This is a genomic window from Endozoicomonas numazuensis, assembly GCF_000722635.1.
GTDB lineage: Bacteria > Pseudomonadota > Gammaproteobacteria > Pseudomonadales > Endozoicomonadaceae > Endozoicomonas_A > Endozoicomonas_A numazuensis.
The window spans coordinates 207,669-233,516 of sequence record NZ_JOKH01000004.1; the positions used below are offsets into that span (position 1 = coordinate 207,669).

23 protein-coding genes and 1 pseudogene are annotated in these 25,848 nt (G+C 47.0%); 6 read left to right on the forward strand and 18 right to left on the reverse strand.

Annotated elements, in window-relative coordinates; genetic code table 11:
* The 3 genes from GZ78_RS17700 to GZ78_RS17710 all read right to left on the reverse strand — a co-directional run.
* Positions 1–269: recombinase family protein (locus GZ78_RS17700; RefSeq protein ID WP_201772747.1), on the reverse strand; the 269-nt coding region annotated here is incomplete at its 3' end.
* 187 nt (positions 270–456) lie between these two features.
* The gene (locus GZ78_RS17705) at positions 457–735 is read right to left on the reverse strand and encodes a DUF1971 domain-containing protein (protein ID WP_051786313.1); all 279 of its coding nucleotides are present in this window, start codon (positions 733–735) and stop codon (positions 457–459) included.
* 122 nt (positions 736–857) lie between these two features.
* Complete coding sequence (locus tag GZ78_RS17710; RefSeq protein ID WP_051786314.1) at positions 858–1,424, reverse strand: class I SAM-dependent methyltransferase; 567 nt, start codon at positions 1,422–1,424, stop codon at positions 858–860.
* Positions 1,425–1,693: 269 nt separating this feature from the next.
* Between GZ78_RS17710 and GZ78_RS27660 the strand changes: the two genes are divergently transcribed.
* Positions 1,694–1,933, forward strand: a complete 240-nt coding sequence (locus tag GZ78_RS27660; protein WP_051786315.1) for a transposase — start codon at positions 1,694–1,696, stop codon at positions 1,931–1,933.
* A 102-nt stretch (positions 1,934–2,035) separates the two neighbouring features.
* Here the strand turns inward: GZ78_RS27660 and GZ78_RS17720 are convergent, their stop codons facing one another.
* On the reverse strand, positions 2,036–3,037 hold the full coding sequence (locus GZ78_RS17720) for a LacI family DNA-binding transcriptional regulator (RefSeq protein ID WP_034838967.1): 1,002 nt from the start codon (positions 3,035–3,037) through the stop codon (positions 2,036–2,038).
* Between the two features lie 416 nt (positions 3,038–3,453).
* Positions 3,454–3,609, reverse strand: a pseudogene (locus tag GZ78_RS28425) (zinc ribbon domain-containing protein); the annotation flags it as partial.
* A 492-nt stretch (positions 3,610–4,101) separates the two neighbouring features.
* Between GZ78_RS28425 and GZ78_RS27665 the strand changes: the two are divergent.
* Entirely contained in the window at positions 4,102–4,473 is a 372-nt protein-coding gene (locus GZ78_RS27665; protein WP_051786316.1) for a NirD/YgiW/YdeI family stress tolerance protein, read from the forward strand.
* Here GZ78_RS27665 and cysQ read toward each other — a convergent pair.
* Together cysQ and nudE are read right to left on the reverse strand one after the other, a co-directional pair.
* On the reverse strand, positions 4,470–5,318 hold the full coding sequence (cysQ, locus tag GZ78_RS17730) for a 3'(2'),5'-bisphosphate nucleotidase CysQ (RefSeq protein WP_034838970.1): 849 nt from the start codon (positions 5,316–5,318) through the stop codon (positions 4,470–4,472). The two genes, GZ78_RS27665 and cysQ, sit on opposite strands and share 4 nt — an antisense overlap.
* A complete protein-coding gene (gene nudE / locus GZ78_RS17735) occupies positions 5,311–5,883 on the reverse strand; it encodes an ADP compounds hydrolase NudE (protein ID WP_034838972.1) in 573 nt (190 codons plus the stop codon). The genes cysQ and nudE overlap by 8 nt, the downstream gene beginning before the upstream one ends.
* A 212-nt stretch (positions 5,884–6,095) precedes the next feature.
* Here nudE and yrfG point away from each other — a divergent pair, with 212 nt between their 5' ends.
* Positions 6,096–6,812 (forward strand): GMP/IMP nucleotidase, encoded by a 717-nt coding sequence (gene yrfG, locus GZ78_RS17740; protein WP_330217623.1) that lies wholly within the window; start codon positions 6,096–6,098, stop codon positions 6,810–6,812.
* Positions 6,813–7,073: 261 nt separating this feature from the next.
* Complete coding sequence (gene hslR, locus GZ78_RS17745) at positions 7,074–7,487, forward strand: ribosome-associated heat shock protein Hsp15 (protein WP_034838975.1); 414 nt, start codon at positions 7,074–7,076, stop codon at positions 7,485–7,487.
* A gap of 74 nt (positions 7,488–7,561) precedes the next feature.
* On the opposite strand, the gene GZ78_RS17750 is transcribed toward hslR, so the two are convergent.
* The 4 genes from GZ78_RS17750 to GZ78_RS17765 form a co-directional block, all read right to left on the reverse strand.
* Complete coding sequence (locus GZ78_RS17750) at positions 7,562–7,876, reverse strand: Rieske (2Fe-2S) protein (RefSeq protein WP_034838977.1); 315 nt, start codon at positions 7,874–7,876, stop codon at positions 7,562–7,564.
* 111 nt (positions 7,877–7,987) lie between these two features.
* Positions 7,988–9,640, reverse strand: coding sequence for a hypothetical protein (locus GZ78_RS17755; RefSeq protein WP_034838979.1), 1,653 nt, complete (start codon positions 9,638–9,640; stop codon positions 7,988–7,990).
* A 47-nt stretch (positions 9,641–9,687) separates the two neighbouring features.
* The gene (locus GZ78_RS17760) at positions 9,688–12,612 is read right to left on the reverse strand and encodes an autotransporter family protein (protein WP_034838981.1); all 2,925 of its coding nucleotides are present in this window, start codon (positions 12,610–12,612) and stop codon (positions 9,688–9,690) included.
* A 125-nt stretch (positions 12,613–12,737) separates the two neighbouring features.
* Positions 12,738–14,057 (reverse strand): short-chain fatty acid transporter, encoded by a 1,320-nt coding sequence (locus GZ78_RS17765; protein WP_034838983.1) that lies wholly within the window; start codon positions 14,055–14,057, stop codon positions 12,738–12,740.
* A gap of 66 nt (positions 14,058–14,123) precedes the next feature.
* Between GZ78_RS17765 and GZ78_RS30020 the strand changes: the two genes are divergently transcribed.
* Positions 14,124–14,324 (forward strand): hypothetical protein, encoded by a 201-nt coding sequence (locus tag GZ78_RS30020; protein WP_034838986.1) that lies wholly within the window; start codon positions 14,124–14,126, stop codon positions 14,322–14,324.
* A gap of 71 nt (positions 14,325–14,395) precedes the next feature.
* Here the strand turns inward: GZ78_RS30020 and GZ78_RS30025 are convergent, their stop codons facing one another.
* The 3 genes from GZ78_RS30025 to GZ78_RS17785 form a co-directional block, all read right to left on the reverse strand.
* Entirely contained in the window at positions 14,396–14,629 is a 234-nt protein-coding gene (locus GZ78_RS30025; protein ID WP_034838988.1) for a VOC family protein, read from the reverse strand.
* 280 nt (positions 14,630–14,909) lie between these two features.
* Entirely contained in the window at positions 14,910–15,122 is a 213-nt protein-coding gene (locus tag GZ78_RS29035) for a hypothetical protein (RefSeq protein WP_152558807.1), read from the reverse strand.
* A 63-nt stretch (positions 15,123–15,185) separates the two neighbouring features.
* Positions 15,186–16,166 (reverse strand): proline iminopeptidase-family hydrolase, encoded by a 981-nt coding sequence (locus tag GZ78_RS17785; RefSeq protein WP_201772749.1) that lies wholly within the window; start codon positions 16,164–16,166, stop codon positions 15,186–15,188.
* Between the two features lie 172 nt (positions 16,167–16,338).
* On the opposite strand from GZ78_RS17785, the gene GZ78_RS17790 reads away from it, so the two are divergent.
* Positions 16,339–16,914 carry a hypothetical protein gene (locus tag GZ78_RS17790; protein WP_152558808.1) on the forward strand — a complete coding sequence of 192 codons (576 nt, stop codon included), beginning with the start codon at positions 16,339–16,341 and terminating at the stop codon, positions 16,912–16,914.
* Positions 16,915–16,990: 76 nt separating this feature from the next.
* Here GZ78_RS17790 and GZ78_RS17795 read toward each other — a convergent pair whose 3' ends face one another.
* From GZ78_RS17795 to GZ78_RS29040, 4 genes are all read right to left on the reverse strand, one after another.
* Positions 16,991–24,262, reverse strand: a complete 7,272-nt coding sequence (locus tag GZ78_RS17795) for a hypothetical protein (RefSeq protein ID WP_236631613.1) — start codon at positions 24,260–24,262, stop codon at positions 16,991–16,993.
* Between the two features lie 478 nt (positions 24,263–24,740).
* On the reverse strand, positions 24,741–25,226 hold the full coding sequence (locus tag GZ78_RS17800; protein ID WP_034838998.1) for a DUF29 domain-containing protein: 486 nt from the start codon (positions 25,224–25,226) through the stop codon (positions 24,741–24,743).
* Between the two features lie 39 nt (positions 25,227–25,265).
* On the reverse strand, positions 25,266–25,445 hold the full coding sequence (locus GZ78_RS17805; RefSeq protein WP_034839582.1) for a type II toxin-antitoxin system RelB/DinJ family antitoxin: 180 nt from the start codon (positions 25,443–25,445) through the stop codon (positions 25,266–25,268).
* Positions 25,446–25,617: 172 nt separating this feature from the next.
* Positions 25,618–25,830 carry a hypothetical protein gene (locus GZ78_RS29040; RefSeq protein ID WP_152558809.1) on the reverse strand — a complete coding sequence of 71 codons (213 nt, stop codon included), beginning with the start codon at positions 25,828–25,830 and terminating at the stop codon, positions 25,618–25,620.
* Positions 25,831–25,848 lie beyond the last annotated feature (18 nt).

A 25,848-nucleotide genomic window follows, 5' to 3' on the forward strand; every position in this document is an offset into this window, starting at 1 on the left:
TGGTTCAGACCTTTCTTCCGGTAGTTCATGCCGGAGCCAAGATCACGGATCACTTGCGTTCGCCAGCCCTTGGCAGAGCAATAAGCCTCCAGTAGTTCTTGCTGTCTATCCAGATCGGCTTTTTGATCGTGGCTGGATACACGGCAGTAGCAAAGTGTAGGTGCAGCTTCGTTGCTGAATCCCATGAGTTCAGCCACGTCATAATAACGTGTTCCGCCTTTGGTCTTTCTGGCTGGGAGCAACTCACCCGTGCTCTCCCACTTTCTCAATCCACTTTCTCAATGTTGAGTGGTCAGTACCCAGCAAGCGAGCGGCTTCACCAATCTTAACTAATCTCTTATTCATGATGATAGATTGTGGTAGATAATCATAGATTAATTAATACTGTTTCGAACCCTCTCCATCTCTGGCGCATGCCCGGATGTTTGAGTCTCCTCTCTCTTGCTTGAAGTAAACTTATTTATAGAACTCTACGTAACAGGAAACGAGTCCATCCAGCTCAAGGTGATGCTCTTGATCGGGTTGAATAACCCACTGATCGCCTGCTGAAAGCTTGATTTTTTTGGCGTCTTCCTGTTCCGGACAAAAGACCACCGAACCTTCAAGTACGCTCAACACACCCCAAACCCCCTGCTTTGTTTTGTGTGTTTTCAATAAACCTGGAGGCATTGAACCCTGCGTAAATACAGGTGTTTTCTTATACGCCATAACATGGTCAGGTAGTGAGTTCATCATGCATTTCCCAGAATCTGGATAATAGGATTGTAGACTAGGGGCTTGTCGGATCTAGGGAAGGTGCGAATAGGATTTAAATCATTTGAATTCATAAGACAGTTCCCTTGTTTTGAAAATCCGTTTCAAGGTACGGCCTTACAACCTTTTGCTACCAAAGATGTCAGCGTGGAACCAGACTGTAGTTGAAGCTTGACCTGATCAAAGCCTGACTCCTTCAGGAGCCCGGCAACTTCTGGTGCGGTATATAAGTTAAAAACCTGTATGTCCAGTTTCAGAGACTCCAGTGCTTCTGAATCTCTGAAACCTAAAACCAGCTTTCCTCTCGGCTTTAATACCCTCAAAAACTCTCTGAGCTGTTGTTTTGGATGTGGCCAGAAATAGAGTGTATTCACCGTACAGAGTTTATCAAAACAGTTATCAGGAAAAGGCAGCCCGGCACTGTCCGAAAGAAGCAGTTGAACTCGCCCCGAAGCAATACTGTTCTGATTAAGTTTGCAGGCCTCCTGCAACATAGCCTTGGAGAAATCGACACCATAGATTTCCCCCTTGGTGACAGTATTGAGCATCGCCAGGATAAGATGCCCGGGTCCAAAGTCTACTTCCAAAACACAGTCTGTTTCAGAAAGCACCATTTGCTCAAAAACCATCTGATTCAGGCCAGAATTTCCTTTTCGGAACAAATAGCTCATTAAATAACGACCAAAAACCCCCTCAGGCTTACGAGCTTGCCGGGAAAAAAACCTGAGGGGATCAGCTTCAACAGTATGTCATTTCGATAGTTAGCCTCTGCAGAATGTCTTTATGAATCAGCAGTACCTGAAGCCTGCGCACCCATTAAGTAGTCATACATTTGCTTCTGGGCAAAACTGATTGGTCGGACAGTTAATTTATATTTCTCACGGGCACCTGATGAGCTGATTATACTCAGCATGAATGCTTCTACTTGCTTTGCCGGGTCATGAAAACTGTTTATCCCATTACTGATGATGCTGTTAAGGGGACCTTAAAAGAAGCCGTCTCCAACGACCGCTACACTGTTGTGTTTGTAGACAATGCCAGCATTCATACCAGCCATAAGTTCAGAGCCAAGGGGGCAGACTGGATGATCGAGAAGAAGTTGATAGTCTGCTTCCTCCCAACCTATTTACCAGAACTAAATTTGATAGAGATTCTATGGCGAAAATTGAAGTATGGCTGAACCTGCTGTTAATCATGAGCTTCGTAGAATTCGAACAGGAAAATAAACGATTGTTTGATTCATTCGGTCAAGAATATGCAATTTCATTTGCATGAGTACTTATTAATAGATGATCAGCTCAGGCATGATCACTCTTTGCTGCTGCTCCAGATCTTCCTTACGCATCTTGGCTTCAAGGATACGGTATGCTTCAAGGGCCAGCTCATGAGCATTTTGCCTCACGGCAAACACCTTGTTGGGTAAAAAGCCCAACATGGCATGGTCATCAAAAGATCCTATCACCATGTCTCCGGGAATTTCGCCGGAGGCTGTCTTCAGATACTCCAGACACCCTTCCAGCACAGGTAATGCCGATGTGACCAACGCATCAGGAGGCCCACCCAGACTTTGATACAGCTCGGACATCTTTTGATAGCCATGGCTTCTACTGATTCTTTCAGCAAAATGGACATTACCATCGGGTAGCTGATAGCCGGCTTCTGACAGCCCGACCTTCAACCCCTCCAACCGATCCTTAATCGTAGGCAACCATTCATCTGCCCCCATAAAGATCAACTGACGCCCTTCTAATTGTTCGGCCATTTTTCTGCCCAGTGACTTCGCACCATCCAGATTATTGGTGGACACTACCGCTATATCCGGGGTGCCAAAATCACGATCCAGAAAGACTACAGGTTTGCCATGACTATTGGCCAACAGATCGCTCTGCCTTTCTTTGTAGCTGGACGTCACAAAAAGCCCGTCGACACTACGGTAGATCAGATTTTCAACAACCTGTTTCTCAAGCTCTGCTTCATCTCTGGAGCACACAGTAATCAATTGATAACCGGCTTCTCTGCAGCGAATCTCCAGAGCTTCAGTCAACTGGGAAAAGAAAGGATTGGTTAAACGGGGAACCACCAGCCCCAGAGTCTGCGTTTTCTGCAGCTTGAGACTGCGGGCAGTCTGGTTAATAAAATAACCATATTCATCAATAATGGACTGGATTCTGGCTCTGGTCTTTTCACTAATGCGGTATTTCTTATCCTGACCATTGATTACCAGCCGCACCGATGTAACCGAGACGCCTGCCAATTTAGCGATCTCATCAATAGACTTTGCCATGAAAAGCCTTCATCAAGGTTGCTATTAAAAAAAATAAAAATAGAATCCTGATTCAGTTTAGGCTCTTTTTTCCATTTTTCTTTCCTGCTATCGCTTGTCGTACAAAGGCTTTGTATAGAATACATCTTCGGCTGAAAGCTAACTCAATACAGAAACATTTTTTCTGGACGACTGATCTAATCACTATTCCACAGGACAAAACATCACTTTGCTTAACCATTCTTTTCTTCAGCAACAAGGTCTGCTGATGGCTCGCAGTCACTTTAACCTGACTGGCAAGCTGCTCTGCGAGCTACCTTTGAGCGACCCTGAGCTGGGTATAAAATTGTATCTGCACCGTTACTAAAAACCTACGACAATCGCTGATTATCTGGGTTTATCTACACCGTCAACACAGCCGCGCACCGAAGTACGTCTTACGCTACCCTTGTGTAGGGTTTAAGGTCGAGCTGTAACGTGTCTCGACCCTTTTGGTTTAAATTGACGCTGGCATTGTGGTCGCGGTCATAATGGGTTCCACACTGAGGGCAGTCCCACTCACGATCAGACAATGACAGGCTTTCATTCACGAAGTCGCAGGCTGGCGTTGAAGAATAAAGTGCTTATCCCATCGAGTTAAAGGAATTCTGCTCAAGCAAATTCAAATACTGGTGTGCTTCCTCACACTGATATTGATTGAACACCCTGATGCCATGCCTTTCCAGAAAAGCTGAGGTGACCCCTTGGCTAGGAGGCTGACCGAGAATAGACAGCCCGGCCTAAAATCCAGAAAGAACGGCCATCTTTTCCACTGAATTTGCTTAAATAGGTCAACTATTCGCACAAATTCAGTGAAAAAGCTGACTCGTTCTACTGAATTTTATGCTCGGACGCTATTCTCGGTCAGCCTCCTAGTAATCTTACGACCCGAGAAAATGAATGGACCCGACAAACTGTATGAGAAATGCAAGCCTAAGCCAGCTTTCGAGAGTTAGTCAGTTAGACGTATGATTAGGGCTGAGCTTCATAAGAATGAGAAGCCACCTCGTCTATTCTATAAAGTAGACAGTTAAAGGATGATTTCAATGAAAGGACTTTTTTTCAGCGGCCTCTGTTTGTTGTCTTTGCCTGCCTTTTCCGAAAACTACTTTCCTCTTCCCTCTCCGGTCGCGTCATCAGAAGCTCATGACTATAAAAAGCAGAGCATCGACCAGGTGATTGAGAAAAGCGATGATGAAGAACTGGTGAGACTCTCCGGTCAAATCATCAAGAAACTGAAATGTTCAACCTACCTGTTCCGGGATAAAACCGGGGAAATTCAAATCCAGATTGAGGATGATGACATACCTCAAAAAGGTTTGCTTTTCGGCTCCCCCACTATTATCAAGGGCGAGGTCACTAAGAACCCCAGCAAACCCATTGTGGTAGAAGCCGAAAAAATTCGATATATCTTCTAAAGACCGATCAGTACCAGTGGGTTCCAAACCTTCGACCAGTTTTTGGTACGGTCGCCCACTACCAGAAAATCGGAGTTCAACAGGCTTTCTTTGAAGTTGTAGGAAAAGCGTTTGCCGTAAGGGTCCAGCAGTAAGCCTCCGGCACCTTCCAGCACGGCTTGCGCTGCTCCAGTATCCCACTCAGAGGTAGGCCCTAATCTGGGATAAATGTCCGCTAAACCTTCTGCAACATGACAGCTTTTTAAAGCGCTGCCGACAGGCCTTACCTCCAAATTAGGATAAAGAGCCTTTAGTTTTTCAGCAAAGGTGGCTGCTCGTTCTGTCCCGTAGCTGCGACTGCCGAGCACCACAGTTTCCTGTTCAGGCTGAAATTTTCTTGGAGCGATACTGACGGGTTGCTGATCTTCAGTTTGCTTAAAAGCCCCTAAATCCTTGCCTCCCCAATAGACAGCTTTCTCAACAGGAACTTGAACCACTCCCAATATTGGGTAACTGCGGCCATCTTCTGACTTTTCCATGAGCGCGATATTCACCGAGAACTGGCCATTCCCGTTAATAAACTCCTGAGTGCCATCCAGAGGGTCTACCAACCAGTAACGCTGCCACTGGCTACGCTGTGAAAAGGCAGTGTGATCAGACTCTTCCGACAGAATAGGGTATTGGACATTCAGGCCTTTAAGACCCAGCTCAATAACATCATTAGCCTTGATGTCAGCCACTGTCACAGGTGTTTTGTCAGATTTGTGCTGAATACCCAGATCTTCCTGATGATAAATCGTCAGGATCGTTTCTCCAGCCTGTCGGGCAATGTGCTTGACTGCTTCTATCAGTTTTTCATCAACCATCTGGGTTCTCCAGCCATCCGGCCTGAATTTTCTCTCTGACCAGAAACAGAGTGGCCAGCGCCCTTGCTTCAGAAAAATCCGGCCGGTCATTTAATTCCAGCAAGCGGTCAAAGGACCACTCAACGACTTCCAGAGGCTCTGGCTCATCACCTTCAAGCTTTTCTTCATAAAGATCCCAAGCCACCATAGAGTGTATTCTGCTCTTCATATAATTAGGCGACTGGGTGAATTCACTTAGATACTTCCATTGGTGGGCACCATAGCCAACTTCTTCTTTTAATTCACGGTTACCGCCTTCTTCCAGGCTTTCTCCCGGCTCAACCAGCCCTTTGGGCAAAGTCAGCTGATAATCTTCAGTACCGCCGGCATACTCTCGAATCATCAGAAATCGATTGTTATCCAGTAATGGCACCACCATCACAGCCTGATGACCCGTTCCAAAAGACCCTAAACGCTCATAGGTTCTTTCAACACCATTTGAAAATCGAAGTTCCAGTTCTTCTATCCTGAACAGACGACTGCGTGCAATTTCACGACACGCTTTGATGACCGGTTTTTCTGACATTATTCCCTGCCTCTTGTTCAGCCGTTATTATAAGTATCTGGGAGCCCGATACCTACATACGTCGATGTACGCTCAATTCGCTCAGCCTTTGCGACAATAATATAGAGCCATGAGTGGACAATAGCACTGATTAACCAACAGCTATGAACGTAAAAACCGCTCACAGTCAAAGCTCAATGACGGTATAGCTTGATATAAGCGGCTTATCATAGATGATGATTGCTGTTCACTGGCTGGATGAGTCAACATGGCAACAGAAGAAATTCGAGGTGATTATGATTAACTGGAATGCCATAGATACTGTTCTCCTCGATATGGATGGTACCCTGCTGGACCTCCATTTTGATAACTACTTCTGGATGGAGTACGTCCCCCAGAAGTATGCTGAAAAACACAGCATTACCCTGGAGCAGTCGAAGGAAGAGCTGCACCCCCGGATGACCCAGATCTACGGGAAGCTGGAATGGTATTGCCTGGATTTCTGGACAAAGGAACTAGACCTGGACATCGTGGCCCTGAAGCATGAAATAGCTCATCTGATCAGCTTCAGACCTGATGCAGACTGTTTCCTGAAAAATATTCGGGACCGGGGCAAAAAAGTGATCATGATCACCAATGCGCACCGTGACAGTTTGTCGCTCAAGCTGGAAAGGCTCTCCATGGCACACTATTTTGACAAACTGATCAGTTCTCATGATTACGGCTACCCCAAGGAAACTCAGGCGTTCTGGCACAACCTTGAAGCCGACATAGGTACTGACAAGGAACGAGCGCTGTTTATAGATGACAGCATTCCTGTACTGGATTCCGCCAATACTTATGGCATCGCCCATTTACTGGCTATCCGCTACCCAGACAGTAAAAAAGGCGCCAAGGATACCGGACGGTATCAAGCTGTCGAAGATTTTCGTGAGCTTATTCATCAATGACCAGGAGGCTGACCGAGAATAGACAGCCTGGCCTAAAATCCAGAAAGAACGGCCCCTTTTTCCGATGAATTTGATTGAATAGGCCTACTATTCGCACCAATACCTCGAAAAAATGGCCTCGTTCTACTGAATTTTATTCTCGACCACTGTTCTCGACCACTATTCTCGGTCAGCCTCCTGACCTTGAAAAATAGTTTACTGCACCAATGTCTATTAATACGGCTGCTAAAAACTCTTTTTCTTTCGCTGAAAGCACGTGTAATGAATCAAGATAAACAGAAAAGATCAGACAAGGTACGCCTGGACAAGTGGCTCTGGGCTGCCCGCTTTTACAAGACCCGAAATATTGCCAAGGAAGCTATTGAAGGAGGTAAGGTGCACCTGAATGGTCAGCGCTGCAAACCCGGCAAAGAGCCCAGGGTAGGTGATGAGCTGAAATTGCGTACTGGCTGGGATGAAAGAGTAATCCTTGTCCGTGAGCTTTCTGACAAACGGCAGAAAGCCGAGCTGGCCCAACAACTTTACGAGGAAACAGCGGCCAGTATCCAATCTCGCGAAAAAGCGGCAGAACAACGTAAAGCCATGCGAGGTACTATGGCACCACGACCGGATCGTCGTCCTGACAAAAAACAGAGAAGGGATATTCTCAAGCAGAAATCACATCTGACAGAATAACTGCCGGCTGCCTGACCATGAAAAACACCTTCAGTCAGGCAGTAAAAAAGGTAACAGCACTATGAAACGTGCGATTACAACAGGTAAACAATACCCTGTTCCACTTTAGAAGGAACGGCTGTCAGCCTGTCTCCAGGACATGGTCCCGCTACGCACTCTCCTGACTCCATCAGAAACAGGGCTCTGTGAGTGGCGCATTGAATCAGTCGCTTTTCACTGTCCAGAAAACGGTCTTTCTGCCACTCCAGATTAATACCGAAGTGTGGGCAACTGTTTTCGTAAACAAAAACTTCTTCATTTCGACGCACTACAAAAATTGAGCCTTTTTCAGTTTCAAAACCTTTGCTTCCGGGGTTTTCAAGATCATCAACAGCGCAGAGTTCCAGCAAGTTTACAGTTCCTGAGTTTGATAGCTGCTTTGAGAATACTATCGACAAGTACTATCGTATTCCCCTGGTCAGGTGAAAGCTTATATCAGACCCCTGACCAATAACAGGGACTCAACTGATCATTGGAGGGGAGGGGGGTTGCCTTTTTCGCTTTTTGACTCGCATGGCATTTTTTCGCTGAAAAGTGGATGACTCCACTTTCGTTTCTGCCGGTAGAGGCTCCATTTCATCATCCAGCATACGTTCAAGATGCGCCATGGACTCAGGGAGTTTCCCTTTTTCAGCCTGACCGGCAATCTTCACCAGGGGACGGCTCATATCCTTCAACTCAGGGATTTCTGAAAGAGTTTTCAAAGCATTAGCCAGAGAGCTTTTAGTTTCAAGCCTGAGTTCTGTTTGCATTAACAGGGCATCAACGTCTTCCTGCTCTGCATGCTTTTCCATGACCGGCTTAATCACCGTATCAAACAGTTCGGACAACTGTTGCTTATCCAGAATACCTGCAAGGTCTTCTCTTTTCAGTGATGAGACAGAGAGTTCGTCAAGATCATCAACAAGCTCGGTGTCATATCCGGAGTCACCACTATCACTGACGTCAGAAAGCTTGGAATCAAGGCGATTCAGCGTCATAGCCTCATCCAGCTTACTGGATTCCTGGTCCACCTGATCCTGCAGTTTTTTAGCCAGCACTGATAATTCTGAAAGGTCCAGGGTTTCCAGCTTCTTCTTGATATCAGCCAGTTCCGACGACTCATTGAATGTCAGGGTACCTTCTATGCCCTCATCTTCTCCAGCATCTGATAGCCTATCTATTAAATCATTCAGCTCAGGATCCTTGAGCATCTCTTCTAGCTCTTCAGGAGTGAACAGCCGGTTCGGAGTGTCCGGGCGTACATCACTCAAGATTTCTTTCAGAACCTTTTCAACCTCATCTTCTTCACCGTTTTCTACATTATTGCCAACGGCCATGAGCGTCTGCAGTTCGCTATCCGTTAAGGTCGTTGTGGGGATGGATAACTCTGGATCAATCTCGCTCAGTAACTCAAGTTCGCTGAGTGATAGGCTCAAACTGTCTTCCTTATCGATCTCAGCCAGCATGTCCTCTATATCATCCAGCTCATCATCATCTCCATCATCCAGCATCCTCTCGTCTTTCAGTTCCTCCAGTGCCAAAGCTTCGAGCTCAGCCATTTCTTCATCACTGATCTCATCAGAGATTTCCTCTGCCAGAAACTCTTTGAGTTCATCCAGCAAAACCGCTTCTTCCTGGGACGTCACACTAGCAAGACTGATCAGGTCCTCTTCTGGAAGGTAAGCCTTGATCAGAGTTTCTTTGACTTCTTCTTTTTTGTTGGCCAGTCGCTCTTGTGCCTTTTTTATTTGTCTTGCTTCACGAGAGAGCATGAGGTGTATATCTCGATAAACACCGGCACTGCCTTCCTCCTGAAACCTTTTAATCTCGGGATCAAGACCTTCATTGAGCTTCCATTCCAGCCCATTGGCTGGTCTGTAGTCTGTTGTCTTTAAAAGGTGCTTTTCTACTTTTTTTATCTGGCCGCGCACATAAGCTGATCGAGCTTTGAGCTCTTTCTCCATATTACGGGTCAGTGCTTCAGCTTCTTTCCGAATGCGTTTTTCAGGCTGAGTTTCCACAGCAACTTTTCGATTTCGCCACTTACTTTTCCATTTGTCACTGACAGATTGAAAATGACTTTTCAGAACAGACAGATGGGTAGAATGATTCCCTGGACCATTAACGTTCATGCAGTGCTCTCCCTTACACTTCTGCTCGATAGTTGAGTTGAATTGATTTAAAACTCATAGCGCACTCTGGCTGAGAAACTGTCGGAACTGTAATTCTCACTCCAGTTAAGGCTATAACCTGCTCTCAGCGTCCAGTGGTTACCTGTTTTGACACCAAAGGCCAAACCAGCTGCCAGCCGATAAGGGTCTCTTTCCGGCCCGGTTACGCTATAAGACGAACCACCAGCCAGATAGGTGGCTTTCACTTTACTGCCTGAGGAAATGAAGTCGTAATAGCCCATAACACTTAACTCAGGCTTAAAGACCGTCTGACGACCCCATATTTCTCCATGGAACTTAAAACCAGCGCCCAACTCAGCCGTGATGTAATCGTCGCTTTGGATTTTTTGCTCAAATCCGGAGTCACCCTTTTCGGAATAATCCTGGGCGCGTATCAGGCCATAATTGAATTCTGCCTGTGGTGACATATTCCAGCTTCCCATCCGCCAGGCAGTGCCACCAATAATTCTGAAACCCCACTGATCTGTCTGGAAGTTGCCTTTAACAGATTGAGCATTCACCGTTTTTTTAATGTCATTGGTACCATTTCCCATGGATGCCATGGCATCAATGAACAGCCCCCTGTGACTCCAGCTTCCATAGAGTGTCGTCAGGTAACTTTGCTGGCTGGTTTTCGAGCCATCATCCATATCAATGGAGCCGGAAGATACGGTCATGGCAAGCCCCAACCGGATATTGGCTTCCAGCTCACCATCCACACCCAGCGTCATACCCCAGGCCTGACTCTTGAAGCCCGGCTCCTTATTAACCATGCCCTGCTTGCCTGAGGTTGAAAGAAATTGCCCCCAGGCCGCACCATCAACAAACTGATCACCGTAATTAAAACCACGACGGGTGCCGTGAATGCGGTTGAAGATTATATTGTGAGAAATATTGGCCATGGTCTGGCCTGTTCTTTGAACCCCTGCGGATACTTCAGGCTGCACTTCACTCGCCAATTTGACAGCATCACCCGTGTTATCATTCAAAGCTGTGAACATTTTCGCTGATTTCACAGCATCGGCAGGTGAAGCGCTGACAGCCACGTCGAGCGCTGCAGCCAGGGCGGCAGCACTCCTGCTTCGAGCCCCTTTAGCCTCGAGCTGCTTTTTAAGATCGGCCGTTTTATTGACGGTCAGTTTCACTTTGACTGACTGACTGTCCACAATGGGTTCAGCATTCACCAGCAAGCTACCGGAGTCGACCGTCAGACGGTTCTTTACTGAACCCTCAACAATATTCGCATTCACCACTGTTAGCGTGGTACCACTGCCCAGTGAACGGTATTCAACCGGAGTTGCAGGTCGCATCAAAACCTTGCTGCCATCCGCTTCAGCATCAAGGTTCCCAGCCACAGTAATGAGTGGGTTGACTGCATCAATACCTGTTAACTGTCGATTCTCTGCGTCGAGCAACGTCTGTAACTGAAGAGTGACGGTTGTCATCGTCGGTAGCGTGAAGTTACCGGACATAGCGATACTGGAGGTCTGGGTACTGACAATCAAATGATCCACGTTCTGAATGGTTGCCCCATCAAAAGCGCCGGCTTTGAATTCCACAACGTCAGTCTTATAGTCCGTGCTACCAAAAATAGATCCGGTGGTTCTTGCCTCATCACCTTCCTGTAGGAAGTTCAGCGAAGATTTCGCCGACGAGAAGTTGATGGCATTAACCGTGGTATTGTTGCCGGTGATCAGACCGTTATTGACATGCACACGACCGATGACGGTTCCGTTTACCTCTATCGCACTGTCACTGGCGGCTTTAATTTCCCCACCATCTGAAACCATAATGGCAGCATCACTTTCTCCCCGCCCCCCTGTTCCACCAAGCTGGGCATTAGCCGCGACATAAACAGCATTTTTATCAGCAGCGGTGGCTTCAATTTTGGTGTTGGCGCCCCGGGCTGCTACAAAGTCAGTTCTGGAATAGTGACCCAGGCTCACTGCGTGCTCGGTGGTTGATTGGCTGACACCGCCCTCTATAGCAGTGAAACCACCCGTCAGTGCAGCCCAGTTATTTTCAGAGCCATACGCCCAATAAGCTGCTCCCTGATTAGCCGTATGAGAGCCACGGATGAAAACACCGGTTTCAATAGTCCCCTTGTTCTCAAAGGTGCCCGTATAGGTACCGCTGACATAGATACCGGCAGCATCAGAGCCTCCCCCTTGTATAACACCCCCGGTTTCAACCAGTAGCTTACCGATGGCACCACCAACGATATCGATCGCCCGCCCATTGGTGGCAACCATCTGTCCTGATACATTAATGACAGTGTCTGCTTCAGTGCGGGTAATCGTGAGATTTTTGGAATTATGGCCATTGGTGAACTCTCCTCCTATACGCCCATCACTGCCTACATAGAGAGCACTGCTACCTGTTCCCGAAGACTTGATCCGACTGGTGCTTCCCACCAAGATGTAATCCATGTAGGAGTCCGAACCAATATTGACTGCATGATCTTTTATGGCTTCAGAAACACCACCGTTCAAAACGCTGTAACTGCCCTGTACAGATGCCTGGTGAGCAGCGTCCAGACCACTACTCATAAAGGCGTTGCCATTTTCATGTATGGACTGCCCGGTGATGACAATACCGTTTCGAATATGTCCCTGATTCTCCAGAGTGCCTTGAAGCTGGCCTGTGGTATTGACAAAAATGGTGGCTTTTTCGGGAGAGGGTGGTGCACCGGCAGCTGCACTGGTACTGAGCTGTACTTCTGTATCGAGCTTGATACCTCCCAGCCGAGCTTGTACCTCTATTACAGGTGACTCTGCACCTGAATTGATGTCCGCTCCGACCACAATGCGCCGGGTATCATGAATCACAACTGTCTGGGGAGCACTGATATTCCAGTCTTCAGCCTGAGCAGAAGCAGTCACTATGACTAGAGCCAATGCACCGGACACAAAATGATTAAGTGAAGTTTGCACGATCCTTGTGCCTTCCCTGTTCTCACTGCTGGTTCAAATCATTACCGGTCAGCTTCCAAGCTTTTTCCGGTATCTGCTCTTTTAATCGGATCATTCAGAGAATGTCTTAGCTTTGAACCGGTAAATCACAAAAAAGACAGATAGAAAACACCCCCAATAATCACGCCACTGACTAACAAATGCATGATACAGAAGCCCATAATATCTCTGGCCTGAAGTCCGGCGACGGCAAGAGCAGGGAGGGCCCAGAAAGGTTGAATCATGTTGGTCCAGGCATCTCCCCAGGCAATCGCCATAGCTGCTTTAGCGGGCTCTACTCCCAGTTCAATCGCTGCTGGAATCATAATGGGAGCCTGAATCGCCCATTGCCCCCCTCCGGACGGGATAAACATGTTGAGCAAACCAGCACTGAGAAAAGTCAGTAGTGGGAAGCTGTCTGCTGAAGCGATAGAAACAAACCACTCGCTTATTCCTGCCCCCATTCCCGAAGACATCATCATGCCCATAATGCCGGCATAAAGAGGAAATTGGATGATAATGCCACCCGCACCTTTCACGCCCTGAGTCACAGCATCGAGAAACCGACCGGCATGACCATGAAGGATCAACCCTAAAGTAAGAAAGAAGAAATTCACAATATCCAGGGTCAAGTTGGCACCGTGACTGGAAAAGTACATCCACAGATAAGCCAGCCCCATGAGTCCCGGCAGCAGGGCTAACAAACGGCTATGCTCTAGCCTTCTGGCCGGAGAATCTATCACTCTGGGCTCTGTCACCAGAGGTTCTGCAAGGCGTTCAGGGTCAACCGTGACGGTCTTGTCCAACCCTCGCATCATCAACCAGTTCAACAAAGGCATGACAACCAGTAATAAACCCAGAATCACCAGATTGAAGTGGGCAAAGATCGTCTCTGAGCTGTGGATCACTCCCATCATGTCTGACATAAAGTGATGCTCTGTCGCTATAGTCAAAGGCACAGAGCCTGATAACCCACCATGCCAAATTAGAAAACCACTGTAAGCACTGGCGATAAGAAGACGGTAATCCGTGGCAGGCTGTGCTCTGGCCATATGTTTGGCAAACAGGGCTCCGACGATTAAACCAAAACCCCAGTTAATCCAGCAGGCAACAAATGACACCAATGTCACCAGCACAATACCCTGTCCCGGGGATCGGGCCAAATTAGATGTTTTCTCAAGAAATCGATGAACAATCGGTGCAACTGCCAGAACATAGCCTGTTACCAAAACCAGTACCATCTGCATGGTGAAGGTCAGCAGCTTCCAGATGGAATCCCCCCAGAATTGAATCATTTCTGCAGGAGTATGTTGAGTAAATAAAATACCCAGAATAAAGGCTAACAAAGTCAGCATGACAGCCAGAACAAAGGGATCAGGCAAATAGCGACGCATCAGGTGGTCAAAGAACCCGGTCAGTCTCTGCATGGTTGCTCCTGTTGTTTTTTTAATCACATTGTTGAGCCATGACCTGAATACTCAGGCTATAGAGACATGGACCCTGAAAATAAGATAGCCTTCTTCCTTCTGAATTCCAGAAAGATGAATCGAAATCTGATAGAACAGTTAATGTTGAACCGAGAAAAAGCTGAAGCCTTATTCAGGCTTTTGCTCAAATTCCCACTGAATGCCATAGGGATCGACAAAATAGAAGTAACGAATGCCCGCGACCATCTCCCTGACACCTCTCCGTGACACCTCTCCGTGATTCCGGATCCAAATTCATGGTTTTATCAAAGAAGGTAAATTCCTGATCGGTGATTTCGTCAATCTTGAAAGGCCGATAGTCGGGTGAAGAGTTCATCCTGAGAAGGTAGTTTCAAAAAACGGATAGACACTTCTACATCATCAGGTTGATCAAGAAAGCCCGCCGAACGGGCAAAGCCTCTATTTTTGAAATGAGGGAAGTCCAGAACAGGTTCAGCAAAAAATGCCTCTGAATAAAAACGGGTGGCCCGATCGATATCATCGACCACAATATTGATATGACTTATACCCATCGCCTTTCAAGATGCTACGTTGTTGCCAGCGTTCGCTCACCCTGATCACCTACTACTTGTAGGCTCACAGGGCTTCGCTCACTTGTCGCCTGGTAGCATCTTGAAATCCAATGGGTATAGAAGCTTAATGCTCTCTTTAATTTTCAGGAATAATAAAGTTCCCGTACCCAAAAATGTAGTGTCGTCATTCTTCCAGGCTTTGGAAGCCAGAGTCCGATCTCCTGAGCTGTTACAGCGCACTGCCAGGTCGGCTCGTCCACCACCGGGCAGAATGAGCCTTTCAACTTTGCGCGGTAAGGTCTTTGCGCGGTAAGGTCTTTGCGCGGTAAGGTCTTTGCGCGGTAAGGTCTTTGCGCGGTAAGGTCTTAAGGAAAATACCGTCTTTTGCCAATAGCTGGAATTCACACCCCTCTGGAGCAGGAATACTCAACCACTGCATAAAAGATGAATTGATCAGTTGCAAGCGCCTCCACTGTCCTTTTTCCAGTTCCAAAAAAGGCTGATACTGACCGTTAGCAGAGATAACAATGGCTACCGGATGGATGAAAGCTTTACCTTATATGCGCCCGCTCTCCACATCCTGAAAAAAACTGACCAGGGCTTCTTTGTAATTTTCCGGATCGTCCCACATGCTGCAATGGCTACCGTTATCGCAAAGTACCAGTCTGCTGTGAGGCAGTATGGAAGCCATCTGTTTCTGATCATCTGGAGCCATAGTGTCGTAACGGCCTGAGAGCACCAGGGTTGCAACCCGGATCTCAGCCAGCTCGTTCCAGCGATCCCACCCCAGCAAATTGCCCGTGAAGACAAACTCATTATTTCCCTGCATGGTGTTGTATACCTGATGATTCATATGATCAAAAGCACGACTTAACGATTCAGGCCAATGTGGCAGCCTGCAGATGTACTTTCGGTAAAGGTGCTCCTTCAGCAGAGACTGATACTCTTCATTGTCGAGCTCATCTTGTGCTTCATAGTGCTTCATTTTTTCAATCACATCTGGAGGGAGTTGCTCCCGGAGATGGTTGATATGAGCCATATAGGAATGAATACTGCCGGTAATACCAGCAAGAACAAGTCCCTTCAGATGACGCTGGTATTTAAGCGCATATTCAATAGCCCAAAGTCCTCCACAGGAGTGACCGTAAAGATAAAAATCTTCCAGACCCAGCGCTTCCCGAACCTGCTCAATTTCACTAATAAAACGTTCCAGTTGCCAGAGCGATTCATCCTCGGGCTGATCTGAGCACCACGATCCCAGCTGGTCATATAAAATGACTTCAACACCCTGCGGGGCCAGAAACTCTTCAAGGCATTCCAGATATTCATGGGAGCAACCCGGCCCACCATGCAGAGTCAGTAACTTTACTGGTCCTGAGCCTACTCGCTGAGTCCAGACCCGATAGCCATTATCCAGTGTTATCCACTGAACACCTGGGGCTTTGAGCTTGTCTTGCTTGGTCATCATGCCTGTACGCTGTTGGTTTTTACCGAAAAAAAGATGCCATCCGAGGGTGAAATAATTCTCTTTGCTCATGGCTGTTCAACGGGTTCAGTTTAGGCAGTTTCTGAAAAAAAGAGGCGGCCTGACAGCAATCAGCTATTTTTCAAAAGGTCAGATATATACGTAATTTGTTTTTCTTTTCACTGGTTTGCGAACTCTTCACATGAAAAAAATGCTCTTGGTTGCGCTGACAAGCTTCCCTCTCATGGCTGACGCCGATACCTCTTCAGCTTGTCAGGATATTTATGGCAAGGCAGGTCAATCTTCCTTTATCACAGGGAAGAACCTCTCATCAGGAGAAACGTTTACAGGACATCTGACCGCAGGCGTTTATCAGGACAGTTTTCTGTCCATCACCTCCGGACAGCTGAACATTTTCAACCCATCTACCCATGCCCGGTATGACCTGACACTCTCTAACTTAACCAGCCTGTGCAGGGATAACGGCCATGATTACTCTGACTCACTGGAACTGAAATGGAGCCAGGACCATCCGATTATACCCGATCTGTATGGTTTCAATGTGAGGCTTCTGGGAGATCAATGTTATGCAGGGGTTACTCGATCATTCAGTGGACAGTCTTCTTTTGAAATGATTACCTTTTGTGTTAACCAGCAGCAGACTCAAAGTTTAGAAAGCATGCTCAAAATACCTCTTCTCAAACAGAAAGTGTGCACTGAAACCCGCTTGTTAGATAAAACCCATCTCACTCAGAGTCAGTGCCGGAAGTTATTCAATAGCCAGCGAACAATGATCAGGCCACCTGCCTCTGTACTCTGACCAAAATCGCTCAACACTGATGGAAAGCCACGTCAAGAGCCACTCTTCAGGCAATTAACAGGCAATTAACAGGCAATTAAAAGTGATAACGGAACTTGGCATTAAACGCATGAGAACGATAATGCTGGCTCCAGCGATAGTCGTACCCGGTGCGTACAAACCAGTTACTACCCATATCAAAGTACAGACCAAAGCTGGTCAGATAACGCTGGCGGTCACGCTCCGGGCCTTCAATATAGGCAGAAGGACCACCTGCCAGGAAGGTGTACTGAACCTTTGAACCCGTAGTGTTCAAATCACTGTAGGCTTTAAAGGTAAAGTCTGGCTCAACATAGCTGGTACCATTATGGAATAGCCCACGTAATGTGAAGCCTAATCCCATTTCCAACGCACTGTAGTCCTGAATTTCAATTTTCTGTTCGGTACCGACATTACCTTTTTCTTCATAGGCGTCGAACCTTACCTGACCGTAATTGAACTCTACAACAGGTGTGAACTCCCAAGTATCAGAAACGGCAAAACGTACACCGGCTACTGTCTTCAGATTCCACTGTTTGCTCGTATACTCACCGGTGATTTTCTGGTTCTGAACCGTTTTGTCGGTTTCATTCTGAGCGGTGCCCAGTGTCAGCAAGGTATCGACGAAGTAACGACCTCTCTCCCAGCTGCCATAGACCGTACCTAGAAAGTTATGACTCTCTGTTGAACGATCACCTTCCGTGTTTACCACACCAAAGCCATAAGTAGCCGCTACTCCCATTCGGAAGCTATCCAAAACCACGGAATCTACACCGAGAACAATGCCGCCAGCCCGGTTATTAAATCCATCACTGCCATTTTTCTTATCATGGTTACCTTCCAGATACATCGCTTGCCCCCAGAAGGTGCCACCATTTATCAGCGTGTAATCCATCTGGCGAATCTGACGATAGCGGCTGGTTGATACCGCATCTTCATCCGGCTCATACGCCTGTTGATCATCCTCTTCTTCTCTGGCTTCTTCTTCATCGTCGTAACTATTGCCGTAGAGTCCAAAGCCATAACCATCGTCACCAAAGTTCAGACCTCCGGCTCTCAGGCTGTCGATCCGGTCAAAGACTATATTCTGGGTAGCCAGAGCTATTTCTCTTGGCGCAATATGAGCATAACCGGTGGTATCTGCCCGAACATCATCTTCAATATCCCCTACAACGTCTTCTTCCTGATTCAATGTGGTCAGAATTTGCTGGGACTTCACAGGATCTGCGTTAGGATCAAGAGCAGCCAACAGAGCCTGTCCCATAACACCGTTAATATCTTCAGAAGTACTGGCTTCCAGACGTACCTTGATGTTGTTGTTTTCCACGTATGTTTCGGTCTGTAACAGAACACTCCCTGAGTCCACATCAATCAGATTCACTGCATCACCGGCCACTCCCTGAGCATCCACTACCGTGATCACAGGACCTGAGCGATAAAGGTTCAGATAGGCATTGTTGTCTTCTGGTACAAAGACCAGATTACTGCGGTCAGCATGGGCATAAACGGTGCCTGTTGATGTGATCAGTGACTTACCCGCATTGAAATTATCATCCAGGTACACCGTGGTTTTGCTCGGTAATGTAAAGTCACCGTGCATCTTGATGTAGGCGTCATCACTAATGATCAGATGCTCGACACCGGTCAGATTCCCTTCAAAAGAACCTTCCCGGATAGAGACGGTATCGGTTGCCTGGCTACTGCCCTGAATGCGTCCTCTGGTATACGAGGACGCTCCATTTTGAACAAAGTTCAAGGCAGTATCAGCGTTGGCATAATCAACGGCATAAGCGGTCGTATTGTTGCCCAGCTGACCACCATTGCTGACAGAAATATTACCAGAAAGGGTGCCGTCTACTTTGATTGCAGCACTGCCCACATTGCCAGTACCCGTGATCAAACCACCTGAAGTAATCCCGATGCCGGTAATACCGTTACCCAATTTGGCATTGTCCGCCACATAAACGGCAGACTGCCCATCAGCATTGGCCTTGATAGCACTACCGCTACCAGTAACTTCGATAAAATCAGTTTCAGAATATTCATCCAGATGCACGGCATGAGTCGCATTGGAACTCACAGAGCCACCACTCATAACCCGATAGCCACCAGCTAACTTCGACTTGGCCGAACTGCTGCTACCTTTTGCATAGTAGGCTTGGGTGCTGGAAGTATGAGTACCATCGACCGTAATACCGGAAGCCACTTCACCCTGGTTATAAATCCTACCGGTGTAACTACCACCAATCTTGATACTACTGTCAGCAGCTTCGCCGGCATAAACCAGACCATACTGACCAATGTTCATGGCACCTCTGGCAGTGCCTGCAATATCAATGGCATGGCCCAAAGTAGAAGTGACCTGTCCATCAATGGTGACCGCAGTTGTCCCTTCAGTAGTGCCCAGTGTTCCTCCATTAGCGACGTAGATTGCACTCTTGTCACTGGCCAGGCTGGTCAATAATCCAATTTGACTGGCTGTAGAGTAACTGGTGCCTTTGATGGCGACACTCTCAACAGTACCACCACTTTCAATCGCTAATGCATGATCACTATTGGCTCGGTGGCGACCACCTAGCTCTACCGAAACAGCTTTGATATTACCATCGCTGCGTACCGTACCTGCGAGAGTACCTGCAACAGTCACATTATCAATCGTTGTTCCACTTCTGGCCCGAATCGTTTCACTGGTATCAATACCCAGAGTACCACCGGACTCAACCACCACTCCAGTCACATTGGAAGTGCCTTCGGTAAGAATTTCAGTTCCACTGACAGAGAAGGCAAAACCACCATTTTTAACCACATAATTACCGTCAACCGACGCATTACCTGTTAAGTAAAGAAGAGGACCTGAAGTGACCTGATGGAGGTTAGAAACATCAATATCGCCCATAATAGCGCCAAGGTTTCTGATAGCACCCGTGTAAACATTGTTGATGGCAATGGCGCCATCGGCAGTGTCACCCGTCAGCGTTGCCCCATCGTCAACACGAATCACACCGGTCACAACCCCATCCATCTGTATGGCATACCCTGATACCGATGACACAGTGCCTTCAATATCAATAACCGTATCTGTTTCCAGACGATTGACCCCAGTACCTGCACTACTATCACTGCCACCCAGCTGGCCACCACTGGCAATACGAATAGCATTATTACCCCCGGCACTTCCAGCTGTTCCAGCAACGGTGCTCACAGTGCCTGAAACCACAACCGAGTCAACATACGAGTAGCCGCCCACCACCAGCGTATCGGTACCAGTCGAAGTCACTGTGACACCGTCATCAATGGTGTAGCCGCCACCCTGATCATTGACGCCGACCAATGCAGCCCGGTCACTCACCAACCCTTGAGAGAGATAAGCCTGATTGGCTGCAGTCTGATTCTGGTCGATATAGATACCACCGCGAATCACACCCCGGTTTTCTATAGAACCATTATGTGTACCGGATCCATCCAGCAGAATTGCAGCATCCGTTGCCCCTCCCTTGCCTGTTATAGATCCGGTAGCGTTAATCATTAATTTACCGGTCAAGGCGCCCTGGACTTCAATAGCGGCACCTCCATCAGAAGTAAGGTCACCGCTCAACGTAAGGGCCTCATTACCCTCAGCCCCACTATTGAGATGAGCATTCTCGGCAATATAAATGGCTCTTTTGTTTGTTCCAGTGCTTTTTAACTTTGAACCATTGTGAATGGTGATATTGGATAACTCGGAGTGTGAATCGAGAAAGAGGGTATCTGCTGAGGAAGTCACTTCTTTGCTGTTGTTGACAATAAAGCGGCCACTCATAGTGGCTTTTTGCGAGCTACTCACCCCTTGCGAGTAATAAACTGACTCAGATGAACTGACATTTTCCTCAAGCAAGATATTGCCGTTAATGCTCCCCTTGTTATGAATGGCACCTTGCAAAGAACCGTTATTTTGCAAGTGAATCACTCCAGTAATACTACCTTCATTTTTTATAGCTGCGCCTGAACCTGAAGTGGTTTTTAGTGCTCCATCAGCATTGATGTTCAGAACTGTTTGAGAATCATTACCGTTTCCAAGAGTACCTCCATCCTTTACATACAATGTATTCTCAGCAGCAGTGTGGGTGCCATAGATATCAATAACATTACTTATCCTACCGCCGTTTTCTACTTCGACACTGCCGGTATATGTTCTATTACTGTTAATTTTGATTGAGCCACCTGCACCACTCAGGGTGCCACCCACTGAAGTTATACCGGTCACATTAGTATCTACATTTAGAGCCAACCCACTGGTACCTGTGGCATTGACCATCGCACCGCTCTCAATGGATATGATGGTTTCGGCCTCGTCAACTGAGTTATCATCAACTCTGGAGCCGCTTGCTAACTGAATGGCATGCTTGCTGGCAGCTTCAGCTATCAATGAACCACCGGTAGACACTTTGATCTGGTCAACTCGAGAACCACTCAGAAGGTTTACGACATGATCACTCGTGGACTTTACTGCACCCCGGGCATCATAAGTCCCCGTCAGGGTTGAACTGTTATTACCGAGGTAAGCAGCTCCAGTAGCAGTCTGCGTTGTCACAATAACACCAGAACCAATAGAACCACTGTTACTGATTGAGCCATCAATGATTCCAGTACTATTGATGCCATTGGTGATAGTGGAGTTGTTATTGATAGTGCCTGATATAGTTCCGGTGTTCACAATGTCATCAATAGTGGCGTCGTTATCGATGTTTCCGGTCATGGTGGCGGCATTGGTAAAAGTTTTGATAGTGCCACTGTTATTATCTATCGAGCCTGTGAAGGTACCGCTGTTAGTGATTGCTTCTACAGCCCCGGTATTCGCGATATTTCCCTCTATCGTGCCATTATTCACAATGCCTGTGGTCACACTACCAACAACATTAATGGCATTGGTGCCACCTTTCAGTTTTGCACCAGCATCATTGGAGACCGTAATAGTACCCACACTACTGGTGCCGCCAATAGAAACAGCATTCGCTCCCGTTGTGACCACATCTCCGGAGACGGTATAGCTGGTGAGAGTTGCCGAGCCACTCGAACTGTACGCTGCTGCCGAACCGGCATTTTGATCCTTAACCGCAATGGTTCCTATCGTGTTGGCATTGGTGATGCTGCCAGTAATGGTTCCGGTACTGTTGAGGGTGGTAATATTGCCTGCTGCAGCATTATTGATATTGCCGTAAATATTCCCACTGTTGGTGATGGTTCCGATGGTTCCGCCATTATTTATGGTGCCACCGTTATCTGTAGAGTCACCCAGAGCACCATTCGCGCCAATACCGAGATTAGTAATATTACCTGTGGCATCGAGATTGATAGCGGTGCCGCCTGGATTGGCTTTGAGTGTGCCATTCACAGTCAGGTTGGTAATCGTTCCGTTACTGCCTGAAGCCTGTCCCAGAGATATCGCTGTAGCACCTGAAGAAGAGACTGAACCATTGGCCTGGACGGTATAATTGGTCAGACTGCCACCCGCAGAAGAGTAAACATTACCACCACTGGTTTGACTGGTTAACTCAACATTGGTCACAGTCCCTTCGTTATTAATATTACCGGTGATGGTGCCTGTGCCTGACGTTGAAATAGTCGTCACAGTGCCATCCACTTTGACTGCGTTCTGGTTAGTGGTATCGGTTGTGGATAAGTTGCCGCCGCTGTTTACTGCCAATGTGTCTAGAGAAGTGCCAGTACCAATGGAAATCGTGTTGTCATCCGATGAGACATTGCCATTAATGATCATTCCGCCAGTCAGCGTGCCGGTACCGGTTGATTGATAGGCCGAATTGTTTGCACCCGATGCGGTAACCGTTCCCAGTGTTACCCCACCCGTGATACTTCCGGTATTGGTGATCCCGCCAACAATGGTTCCGGTGCTGTTAATGCCTTCAATGAGGCCACCGTTGACGATATTACCGGTAATGGTTCCGGTATTTTCAATGCCTGTTTGGCTGGGGCCATTACCTATCGTGGCATTATTGGTCAGAGTAATATCACCATTAATATTGCCACTGTTGGACACCTTGTTAATTTTTGTCGTGCCACCGTCCAGAACAATAACATTGCCTCCACCCGTTCTGGTGAGTGAGCCACTACTGACGGTGACCGTGTCAATGGTGCCACCATTGGTAAGAGAAATAGTGTTGCCACTGGAGCTGACGGTACCTGAGACAGTGAAGCCACCCGTCAAGCTGCCATTATTCGATTCATACGCAGATCCGCTGGCGCTTTGATTACCCTTAATTTCAATACCACCGGTTATAGTGCCTTCATTAACAATACTGCCACGAATTGTGCCATCGAGATCCGCTGCTTTACTTGATGAAGAAGACAGGCTTGCACCGCTTTTTACTTGAAGGATCACTTCACCCGGATTGTCCCCCAGAGTTCCGCCAGATGTGGTTTTAATCGCATCGCCTGTGGCATTGTGGGTACCGCCAACAATAATCGCATCATTAACTGCACCCGTAATCTCAATGCTCCCGGTATAAGTGCCATCGATATTAATCGCACCTTTTTCTGTACCACCTGAAGACGTTTTCTGTTGGCCTGATACCACACCAGAGATGTCGATTTTGCCTGTAGCGGTACCATTTGTGGATATATTGATGGCTGAGGAACCTGTTGAAGAGACAGCACCATCTATATCAAGAATTGTGTCCGTTTCATTTCGTACAATGTTACCTTCGCTGCCACCAATGTCAGTGTTATTAAAGCTTCCCCCCAGTTGACCATCGGCTCCTACATTGATGGCTGAGTGTGGGCCTGTATTGGTCAGAGATGAACCAGTCTCAACGTTGATGTAATCGATATAACCATTTTGACCAATAGACACGGTATCTGAAGTCGAAGATGAAGCAGTGGCGTTATTATTGACAATAAAGCCTTCATGAATGCTGGCGTAACCACTGCCATTAGTAACTGACAGAACACCTCCCGCGATGGTTGTATTACCAGAGATGGTTATTCCGTTATCAATATGGCCCATATTAGTGATAGTGGCACTGACAGTACCCCCATCATTAATCTGAATAGATCGGCCTGAAGTGGAGGTGACCTTGGCCCCTCCGTTGATAGTGATACCTGCTGCAGTACCAGCTCCACCCGTATCAGTTGTACCTTGAATAGTGATGGCATTATCACCAGTGACATCTCTATCCCCAGTCACATTAACAATGTCTGTAGCTATATCGGAACCTGAAGTACTCCTAGCTATTGCTGATGTGTCAACAGGGTAATCTGTCGCCCACACAGGCCCAGCCGCCACAAAGCCCACCAGTGCTGGCACGATGAATTGACTGATAAATCGATTCTGCAACTGCACAGTCCCTGTGCTCCCCTAAATCCGGTTATTGCATCCAGAACATCTTCCCATCTGGTTCCTATGCTCCTGCTTGGGAACCCATCCCAACGTCCTTGAAAAAGACCAAGGTATGCATTCCCATGGAGAACCGTGGAAACGAGTATCGAAAATGATCTGGCGAGAGATACCTTGTGATATGATCGGCGGTCTGTGGAAAACTTTCTATAACAATTGTGGATAAGTACAAATGCCATCAACAGCAAATATTTATATACAGAGTCTTTTGACGGCTAATGGCCTTTATTTAAGGGGGTCATAATTTTTATTGATCGACTAATCCTATAGAACAACCTGTGCATAAAAAGTGTATAACCGGTTATTCAGAGGTACTGGCAGGATTTGAGTTCCTTATATTTGGCTTCCTATTTTGATGGTTGCCTACTTTCCAGAATAGGCAGAGAATCACCGTTTTGTTCAGACAGCTTGCAATAAATCAATAGCTTGAAGGCAACCAGTCCTCTTCCATAACTTGATCAAAAGTCCAGGGACAAATCTCTGGAAAGCTATGCTCATCCAGTTGTTGATGTTTCATTACATATCGGTTCATTTCTTTAATCGCCAGCAGCTTTCCATCTGGATACGCTTCATTCATGCTTATATTCAACATGCTCTTTAGATGAGGCCGCTTCTTAAGGAGCTTTCTAATTGCAATCCTTGTCCGGTCTATGGTTGCCATCCAATCTCTGCAATTGTAAGGCTCAGGGAGAATGGGATTTAAAATCCGAACCTGGTAATCGTATTTCAGCAGGTGGAGCAGGAGAGTGGTCAAACGAGATTCCAGCGTATCCAGCTCACTTCCCATATCATCAATTTCCCCAATAAGGTTATCCACATCCAGTTGGTCAAATTGACGGTTGGTCAGATACTCCTTTTGCTGCTCAACCCAGCGATAATAGTCTGTCTCGTATAGATCTTTCACGACTTGCCTCCTATCCAGCCCAAGCTTGAAAAGTGTAGACTATGACTTCTTCTCTTCTGGTATCACCACATCAAATGGCAACCCCTTTCTCAAGGCGATCTGACTGAAATAGATATTAATGGCTTGTGAGGTCGTTAGTCCCAACTTACGGAGTACTTCTTCCGCTTCATCCTTTAACGCTTCGTCGATACGAGCTCTTACTGTGGTTTCTTTAGCCATGTTTTTATCTCTCCAATGACACATTTTTGATCGTAATCAACGATTTCTTCCATGGTACAGGAAACCTGTAGCTTCCGGATGAGTTCTTCCCGGTACGCTTTTCCCGATAAGTGTTAAACTATCTAGATTCTGTGGCTGCTTACACATTCGCTGTGGGCATTTCTGCCAGCTTTTAATTCGCTGTAGGCACTTTTAAATTCGCTGCAGGCACTTTTAAATTCGCTGCAGGCACTTTTAAATTCGCTGCAGGCACTTTTAAATTCGCTGCAGGCACTTTTAAATTCGCTGCAGGCACTTTTAAATTCGCTGTAGGCACTTTTAAATTCGCTGTAGGCACTTTTAAATTCGCTGTAGGCACTTTTGTCGAAGCAACTCGATAACGCATTCCGGAGGAATCAAGTTA